The sequence below is a fragment of the Flavobacterium sp. genome, from assembly GCF_029945805.1.
Classification (GTDB): Bacteria; Bacteroidota; Bacteroidia; order Flavobacteriales; family Flavobacteriaceae; genus Flavobacterium.
In genome coordinates this window covers 49,725-60,093 of the sequence record NZ_JAQSDH010000007.1, presented here as the reverse complement: position 1 = coordinate 60,093, position 10,369 = coordinate 49,725, and the positions used below count along the sequence as shown (strand labels likewise).

Here is a 10,369-nt window from a genome sequence, read left to right as displayed (position 1 = left end):
GTGGCACACCGACAGCTTCTGGAGCATTTAATTATACAGTAACTACTACAGGTGGTTGTCCACCCGCAACTACGACAGGAACAATCACAGTTAATGGTGCTTTAACTGCGGCGACTATCTCAGGAAGTGCAGCTATCTGTTCCGGAAGTGCAACAAATATACAAGTTGCCATTACAGGTGGTTTATCTCCATATACCGTTGTTTATACCACAGGAAGTGTAAGTAGTTATGCTAGTGGTACTAACATTTCGGTTGCACCTACATCTACAACTAATTACACTATAACATCAGTTACCGATGCTAATGGGTGTGTGGGAACAGGAAACAGTGGAACTGCAACAGTTACCTTAACATCAACTTCATCAAGTGATGGTATTTCATGGACTAATGGTGCTCCAACAGGTACAAAAGATGCTGTTTTAACAGGAGCATCTCCAATTGTTCTTGGAGCAGACTTAAATGCCTGTTCGCTGACCGTAAATGGCCCTGCTGTTTCGGTTACTTCAGGATTTGACGTTACCTTAATCGGTGCGATGACAGTTTCATCTGGTAGTTTTACCCTGAATAATAACGCCAATTTAATTCAGAATAATTCAAATTATACGAATTCAGGAAATATTATAGTGAAACGCAACACATCCGCATTGAAACGTTTGGATTATACCTTATGGTCTTCACCTGTAACGGGACAGGGAATTTATGCATTTTCACCGTTTACATTTGCCAACCGATTTTATGCCTACAGAACCAATACGAATGTTTTCAATACTGCAGATGTTGGAATGAATGTGACCGGATTAGACGCAAATGGTGTTAACGGTACTGATGCGAATAGTATTCCATTTTCACAAGCAAAAGGATATTTAATTCGTATGCCATGGAATCATCCAACAGCACCAGCAATTTGGAATGGTAGTTTTACAGGTGTTCCAAATAATGGAAACATCACTTACACTTTGACGAATGGAGGAGCAGGGAATAGATTTAATTTAGTAGGTAATCCTTATCCATCTCCAATTGATGCTGTAGCTTTTGTAACTAACACCAATAACAACACCATAACTACAGGAACTTTATACTTTTGGAGAAAGACCAACAATGCTTTAAGCCCAAGTTATTGTACTTGGACTCTAGGAGGTTTTGTAACCAATGGAGAAGCTCAGGTTTTTGACCCGAATGATGTTATCCAAACCGGACAGGGATTCTTTGTTGAAGGAACCGGAAGCGGAACGGTTAATTTTGATAATACGATGCGAATTAATAATCATGCAAATCAATTTTTCAGAACTACTGCTGCTACTACTACAAATACGACTCTTGAAAGAAACAGAATTTGGTTAAATGCAACTAATGCCACCGGATTATTCTCTCAGGCTATGGTGGGTTATATTACCAATGCAACTCAAGGCGTTGATGCTGCTATAGATGGAAAGTATATTAATGATGGAGATATCGCTTTGACTTCATTAATTGATGATGTTCCCTATGCAATTCAAGGAAGAGCATTGCCCTTTGATGCATCGGATGTTGTCCCTATGAATTTTAAAGTAAGTACAGCGGGTAATTATACTATTGCAATTGACCATGTTGATGGGTTATTTACAGCTGGAACACAGCTTGTATATCTAAAAGATAATTTGACTGCTACTATACACAATCTAAGTGGAGGTGCTTATACTTTTACATCTGATGCAGGAACATTCAATAATCGATTTGAGCTTGTATATCAAACGCAGCTAACCAATCCAGTCTTTACAGTTAACGCAGTAGTTATCTACAATCATAACAATGCGTTTGTAGTTAACTCAGGGAATTTCACTATGTCATCGATAAAAGTATTCGATATCAGAGGCAGGTTAATTGAAGAGAAAACAGGAATCAATGCCAATGAGACTACTATTAAAGGTGGATTAGCAAATCAGGTTCTGTTAGTTCAGATTACTACAGAAGATGGGGTTGTTGTTACTAAGAAAGTGATTCGATAACAAGTCCTAATATTCTAATAGAAATCCCCACTAGCGATAGTGGGTTTTTTATTTGAAACGTTTTGTTTTTGCAATGTTATTATTTTTTAGTACGTCATGTTTTTAGGCTTTTCTATAAAATAATAAACAAAGGAATTAAGAATTTACCTTTAAATGAATTTTAATATTTAAGGGATAGTAGAAAACCTGATCTAACTTTGTGCTACTCGGTTTTTATTCTTTCCGAACTTCACTTATTAGGGTCATTTCTAAACACTAAAATATTTCAAGCCTTGTCCTTATTTAAAGTTTTAGCACTCGTATTCTGCGCTTTCGCCTACACTAAATAGTAGTTAATCGGATATATTTTATAATTGCTTAATTTAACAATTTAACCTATATTTTTGTCAAAATCTTTGATTCTTACATAAGAAAAGCGATTAATTATCACTGTTTTGTATTTAATTTTAGATTAAAATCAAGATTAATTATTCTGTTTGTAAACATGCCATTTAATTTATACGTATTTAGTATCGGTTCTTTTATGTTTTTGAGCTTTTCGCTTCATTTGCTCATTACTAAGTTTGGAAATACTTATTTAAACAAACTTTTGGCCCTATTAATGCTGTTTCGTGGTTTGCAGATGGTCTATTTTATAAATAACACCAGTGATCAATCCGTCTTTGTTTCAAGTTTATTCACTGTTTTACTGCTCTTTTCTTTTGCCCATCCTGTTTGTACGTATCTTTATTTTAGAGGATATATTGCTGATGAAAGTCGATTTCAAAGAAAAGATTGGATTCACTTTTTACCTTTTGCACTCGTAGCATTAGTAAGTTTGATTAGTTTTTTTACTGATACTTTTAAGAGTAACAATCCCATCAGTTCCTTTATACCTCAAAAAATACACTCTATTTTTTTAAACAAGGGTGTCCTTTTATCAGAATATGTTTTGTTATTGCGAAATGTGTTGTCATTACTTTATTTATTTTTTATATGGGGTATTGTTTTGAAAGCTAAAATTATAAAAAACAGGCGTGCCAATTTGGTTAGCAATAACTGGATTTTATTGCTATTATTTTTTGTGACCTGCACGAGTGCTATTTTTATTTTCAATACTTTCATTATTATTGCTAATGGTACTGCGGCTAGTAATTTATTTATGAATACTAAAGGATCGGTCATTTTGTGTGTCTTAGTTATTTTTTTAATTGGTTTTGTCTTTTACAACCCCAAGACTTTATACGGTTATGTGTTTCTTTCTAAAGGATATGTACCTACTAATAAAAACAATAATGCGCAACCATTAGAAAATGAAAACGCTGTAATGCCGATTGCAATTCCGTTTTTTGATCCAGACCAAACAAAAACATCCGTCAAATTTACTGATGATGAACAATTTTATTTGGAACAAATTACTACCCACATGGAAGCTAAGCAATCCTATTTGAATCCTGACTATTCCATTACGCTGCTGTGTCAAGAAACGGGTATACCGGTGCATCATTGTTCTTATATTATGAATTATTGTATTGGTAAGAATTTTAGAGAATGGATAAATAGTTATAGGATTGCTTATTTTATCGAACATTACCAAAACAATTCAACCATAAAGACCATTTTAGCGCTTTCTATGGAAAGTGGTTTTAAGAACAAAGTCACTTTTTATAGTGCTTTCAAAAATGAAAAGGGCGTCTTGCCTTCGGATTATTTTTCTTCCTAATACTCTTTATTTACTGGTATGTAACTATTAAATTAGTTCAGTTTTACTAAAATTGAACTTATTTACACTGCATATCTAGTTAAACCCGTTATTTTTTCCCGTTTTTCGCAAAAAAAATAGGACTCTATAATGGTAGGGCTGAAACTATTTCGGCTTGTTTGTTTACGGTACAGTTTAATTCTTTTCAGATTTCAATATAAGTATACTATTAAGACTATATTAAGTGCAATAATACGCACTTAAACGATTAAAAATGCATTTTATCGATAAATAAATTTGGTTAGTTCCAATATTATATATTTATTTGTACTCTGTTCTTAAAGATAGTAATGGTTTGCCAGAAGGATATGGTTTTTAAAAGATGGTTTGATAGCATGTAACCGAAGCGACAAAAAAGAAACATGGAGCTAAAGCAAATGGCTTAAAAAAAACAAACCGATAAGATAAAGAATAGCACCATGCCAGAAGAGCAGAATACGAAGAAAGACGAATAACAAATTATTGTATTGTTTAACATATTATATAAATGAATAAACACATTAATATAATAGAAAGAGGAATATAAATAACGCAGGTCTATCACATAAAAAGACGAAAAATGAACAAAACAGTTATTTTTTTACTGCCATAAAGCAGGTTTAACTGCAATTATACCAGTTATTTAAGTGTCATTCATCGAGTATTTTTGCACTTCAAGAGGGCAAATTATATATTAACGAGTTTATTGGCAGTTGAACGAAAATATAGTATTAAAAAAAATAGCGTTTTAATTTTGACGCTCTAAACAATGAATAGTTTACAAATTATTAAAATGAACCCAAATCTAAATTTTATTTAATTAAATGTTTTATGAAAACAAACACACAAACAACTAACAATCTTTTTACTAAGATTACGCGTCTGCAGCGATCGTGTTGGCCGGCGTTATTTTTATTGATGTTCCTGCTGAGCGCGAATAGCTCGTGGGGGCAAAGTGCTTCTGCGACTTGGAACTTAACTTCAAACGGAAATGCTGCTGCAACCGGAAATATTTCAGCAAGTAGTGTTGTAATTGGCAGTGGTATAAGCACAGCCGTCTATAATAGTACAATTGGAATATCAACAAGTTCATGGTCCAACGATGCATCAAATCTTGTTAGCGACGAATATTATCAATATAATGTTTCTCCCAATTCTGGAAACTCATTTAATTTTACTTCCTTGACCGGTGCGCATAGTAGATCAAGTGGGAATTGGAAAGTTGCAGCTTATTACTCACTAAATGATTTTACGAACTCCACTCTAATAGGGTCAGAAATAAGCATAAATTCTTCTACTTCAACAGCATTCTCATTTACAAATTTAAATATAACTGTACCGTCTGGAAGTACACTTAGTATAAGAATTTATGCATGGGAATCAGATGGTAGTAATAGGAGTTATCAAAATAGGAATATTGTCATATCAGGAACTACTTGTATTACCAATGCAGGAACGCTTAGTGGCAATCAAAATATTTGTTCTAATGGAACAACAACTTTAGGTTCAACTGTATCAGGAGGATCATGGTCTTCAAGTAATGCAGGAATTGCTGAAATTAACAGTTCAACAGGAGTTGTATCTGGAGTTGCGGCAGGTACAGCAACAATGACTTATACAGTAACAGGAACAGGCGGATGTTCCAATGCAACTGCCACAAGAACAGTAACTGTCAATCCAGCACCAACTTCTGTTACTGCAAATACAAGTGTATCAGTAATATGTTCAGGAGGTAGTGTTAATTTAACTTCAAGCGCTACTTCTAATTCAGCTACTGCAACGACTTTGTTAACACAAAACTTTAATGGTACTCCTACTGGTTGGACCACTACAAACACTAGTGCTAACGGTACACCTACCAATGCTGCTTGGACTTTAAGAACGAATGGCTATAACGATGGTAACGAAACATTTAACAGCAATGATGCTTCACAATTTTATTTAAGTAACAGTGATGCTCAGGGAACTGGAGGCACAACAAATACCACATTAACATCTCCTGCTTTTAGCACCTTAGGTATGAGTGCGGCTTCTTTGACTTTTTATCATTATTATAGACATTATGACGCAACAGGTTCTGCTATTGTTGAAATTTCAACTGATGGAACAAATTGGACAACATTGAATACCTATACTACCACTCAAGGTACACTTAATGGGTTCGCGCTGGTAACTACTAGTTTAAATTCGTACATAAATCAAGGATCTGTTTCTATTCGTTATAGGTATACAGCAGTTTATAGTTGGTATTGGGCTATAGATAATGTAACTGTTACTTCAACACCAAGCACTCCTGCAATCAGCTATGCTTGGACATCAACACCTTCAGGATATACTTCTTCAACTCAAAATCCAACAGGTGTTTCGCCTACTGTAAATACAAGCTACACAGTTACAACAACTAATAATTATGGTTGTACGGCAACTGCATCAACTGCAACAGTAACGGTAGATCCAATACTTGTACCATCGGTTACCACATCAATAACAACAGGAACAAATCCGACATGTAGTGGTACTTCAATTACCTTTACCGCTGTTCCAACAAACGGTGGTTCACCAACGTACCAATGGACTAAAAATGGGACAAACATTCCTACTGCTACTTCGGTAACTTATACAGGCGTTGCAGGAACAGACTTTGTAAATGGTGATTTGATTAGAGTTGTAATGACATCAACAGCCACTTGTGCAAGTCCAAGCACAGCAACAAGTACAGCTATCAATATGACAGTAAATCCAATACTTGTACCATCGGTTACCACCTCAATAACAACAGGAACAAATCCGACATGTAGTGGTACTTCAATTACCTTTACCGCTGTTCCAACAAACGGTGGTTCACCAACGTACCAATGGACTAAAAATGGGACAAACATTCCTACTGCTACTTCGGTAACTTATACAGGCGTTGCAGGAACAGACTTTGTAAATGGTGATTTGATTAGAGTTGTAATGACATCAACAGCCACTTGTGCAAGTCCAAGCACAGCAACAAGTACAGCTATCAATATGACAGTAAATCCAAACTTGCCAGCGAGTGTTTCTATAGCCGCTTCACCATCATTAACAATTTGTTCAGGAACTAATGTAACGTTTACGGCAACGCCAACCAATGGAGGAACGCCAAGTTACCAATGGAAATTGAATGGAACTAATGTTGGGACCAATAGCGCTACTTATAGCAATGCATCTTTAACAAACGGTAATACAGTAGCTGTTGTAATGACATCAACAGCAACATGCGCAACAGGTTCGCCAGCATCATCGAATACGGTTACAATGACTGTAAATCCAAACTTACCGGCGAGTGTTTCAATAGCAGCATCGCCATCATCAACAATTTGTTCAGGAACTAATGTAACGTTTACGGCATCGCCTACAAATGGTGGAACTCCAAGTTACCAATGGAAACTTAACGGAGGAAATGTTGGAACTAATAGTGCTACATATAGTAATGCGGCATTAACAAATGGTAATACAGTAACCGTTGTAATGACATCAACAGCAACATGTGCAACAGGTTCGCCAGCGACATCGAATACGGTTACAATGACGGTTAATCCAAATTTACCAGCGAGTGTTTCAATAGCAGCATCGCCATCTTCTACGATATGTTCAGGAACTAATGTAACGTTTACGGCATCGCCTACAAATGGTGGAACTCCAAGTTACCAATGGAAACTTAACGGAGGAAATGTTGGAACTAATAGTGCTACATATAGTAATGCGGCATTAACAAATGGTAATACAGTAACCGTTGTAATGACATCAACAGCAACATGTGCAACAGGTTCGCCAGCGACATCGAATACGGTTACAATGACGGTTAATCCAAATTTACCAGCGAGTGTTTCAATAGCAGCATCGCCATCTTCTACGATATGTTCAGGAACTAATGTAACGTTTACGGCAACACCTACAAATGGTGGAACGCCAAGTTACCAATGGAAATTGAATGGAATTAATGTTGGGACCAATAGCGCTACTTATAGCAGTGCAGCTTTAACAAACGGTAGTACAGTAGCTGTTGTAATGACATCCACTGCAACTTGTGCAACAGGTTCACCATCGACATCGAATACGGTTACTATGACGGTTAATCCGAACTTAGCAGCGAGTGTTTCTATAGCCGCTTCACCATCATCAACAATTTGTTCAGGAACTAATGTAACGTTTACGGCAACGCCAACCAATGGAGGAACGCCAAGTTACCAATGGAAATTGAATGGAACTAATGTTGGGACCAATAGCGCTACTTATAGCAATGCAGCTTTAACAAACGGTAGTACAGTAGCTGTTGTAATGACATCCACTGCAACTTGTGCAACAGGTTCACCATCGACATCGAATACGGTTACTATGACGGTTAATCCGAACTTAGCAGCGAGTGTTTCTATAGCCGCTTCACCATCATCAACAATTTGTTCAGGAACTAATGTAACGTTTACGGCAACGCCAACCAATGGAGGAACGCCAAGTTACCAATGGAAATTGAATGGAACTAATGTTGGGACCAATAGCGCTACTTATAGCAATGCAGCTTTAACAAACGGTAATACAGTAGCTGTTGTAATGACCTCTACTGCAACTTGTGCAACAGGTTCACCAGCGACATCAGGCGCTATTACTATTACGGTTAACACTCCAATAGGAATTACGTCTATAACAGCAGCAAATAATCCGATTGCTCCTACTCAAACTACAACAATTACAGCTACAGGAGTTGTTGGAACAGGCGCACTTGTTTCTTGGTATTCTGGTCCAAATCAAACAGGAACAGCATACGGAACTGGTCTAACATCAAATGCAGTTGGTCCCGGTACTTATTATGCTTATGTTACGGGTACTTGTGGTTCGGCTATCGAATTGGCTACTACTATTTCTCCGCTAGCAAGTTGGACCGGAACGATTAATAATTTATGGCATGTTACAGGAAACTGGGCAGAAGGTGTTTTGCCAACTACTGCTACCAATGTTGTCATTGGTGATGGTAAAGTTGTACAAATTTCTTCAGCAGACGCGGTAGCTAATACTATTACTATAAATGGTTCGGGAACGTTAACCGTTCAATCCGGAAGAACAGTAACCGTTACTAATGCAATAAACACTACTTCTGCTTCGCAATTTGTATTAGAGAGCAATGCTAATTTACTTCAGGGAGGTACTACAAATCAAAACACAGGTGCCATAACCGTAAAACGGAATAGTTCTGCTTTGATGCGTTTAGATTACGCATTGTGGTCTTCTCCTGTTATAGGTCAAGGTCTTTATGCCTTTACTCCATTTACTTTCGGAAATCGTTTTTATGTGTATAGAACTAATAATAATGTGTTTAACAATGCAGATGTTGGTTTTAGCTTGACAGGTTTAGATGCAAATGGTGTTAATGGAACAGATAGCAGTAATGTACCGTTTACTCAGGCAAAAGGATATTTAATCCGCATGCCGTGGAATCATCCAACAGCACCAGCAATTTGGGATGGTAATTTTAAAGGTGTTCCAAATAATGGAAATATCGACTATACTTTGGTTGATGGTGGCGCAGGGAATAGATTCAATTTAGTAGGTAATCCTTATCCATCACCAATTAATGCAGTAGCTTTTGTTGAGAATGCGAATAATAGTTCATCCATAACAGGTGCGATATATTTTTGGAGAAAAACCAACAATTCGTCGGTACCTACTTATTGCACTTGGACTATGGGAGGTTTTGTAACCAATGGAGGAGCTCAGGTTTTTGATCCGAATGATGTTATCCAAACCGGACAGGGATTCTTTGTTGAACGCAAGGCGACCGGAAGCGGAACGATTAATTTTGATAATACAATGAGAATTAATAATCATGCGAATCAGATTTTCAGACCCGGAGGTACTACTTCGGTGAACGCTATTGAAAGGAATAGAATTTGGTTAAATGCCACTAGTGCGAGCGGAGCATTTTCTCAAACAATGGTGGGTTATATCACTAATGCTACTCAAGGTGTTGACCCTTCTATAGATGGGAAATATATTAATGATGGTGATATCGCTTTAACATCGTTAATAAATGAAGTGCCTTATGCAATTCAAGGTAGAGCACTGCCATTTGATACTAGTGATAGTATTCCTTTGAATTTCAAAGCAACAACTGCAGGTAATTATACCATTGCTATTGACCACGTTGACGGATTGTTTACAGGTGGTGCACAACCCATATATCTTAAAGATAATTTGACAACAACTATTCATGATTTGAATACCGGTGCATATACTTTTGCTGCTACAGCAGGAACGTTTGCAAGTCGTTTTGAAATTGTATATCAATCGTCAACATTAGGTGTTACTACTCCTGGTTTTAACGAAAATCAGGTTGTCATATACAAAACGCCAACAAGTGAGTTGTCTATAAATACAGGAAGTGTGATCATGTCAAGTGTGAGAATATTTGATATTAGCGGCAAACTTTTATTGGAGAAAAAAGGAATAGACGCATCACAAACCTTATTAAGGCTGAATTCCACAACAGAGATATTATTAGTTCAGATTACATCAGATCAAGGTGTCGTGGTTACAAAGAAAGTTTTGTTTTCAAGAACATCTTTAAAGAAAGATAAAAAGATTGATGTCAAAACACAATTGGCAGAAGATGAATAGGTAAGTTTTTCTATATTTTTATTTAGTT

3 protein-coding genes are annotated in these 10,369 nt (G+C 36.5%); all 3 read left to right on the top strand.

What is annotated here, in order from left to right; genetic code table 11:
• Window positions 1-1,985, top strand: a 1,985-nt coding sequence (locus tag PSU83_RS01540) for a T9SS sorting signal type C domain-containing protein (protein WP_300585926.1), incomplete at its 5' end; no start/stop codon positions are given.
• Window positions 1,986-2,469: 484 nt separating this feature from the next.
• Entirely contained in the window at window positions 2,470-3,687 is a 1,218-nt protein-coding gene (locus tag PSU83_RS01535) for a helix-turn-helix domain-containing protein (RefSeq protein ID WP_300585924.1), read from the top strand.
• Between the two features lie 849 nt (window positions 3,688-4,536).
• A complete protein-coding gene (locus tag PSU83_RS01530; protein ID WP_300585922.1) occupies window positions 4,537-10,341 on the top strand; it encodes a hypothetical protein in 5,805 nt (1,934 codons plus the stop codon).
• Window positions 10,342-10,369: the final 28 nt, after the last annotated feature.

What these genes read in the sequence shown, in the direction of transcription:
- PSU83_RS01535 (WP_300585924.1), top strand. Translation starts at nt 2,470, where the DNA reads ATGCCATTTAATTTATACGTATTTAGTATCGGTTCTTTTATGTTTTTG.
- PSU83_RS01530 (WP_300585922.1), top strand. Translation starts at nt 4,537, where the DNA reads ATGAAAACAAACACACAAACAACTAACAATCTTTTTACTAAGATTACG.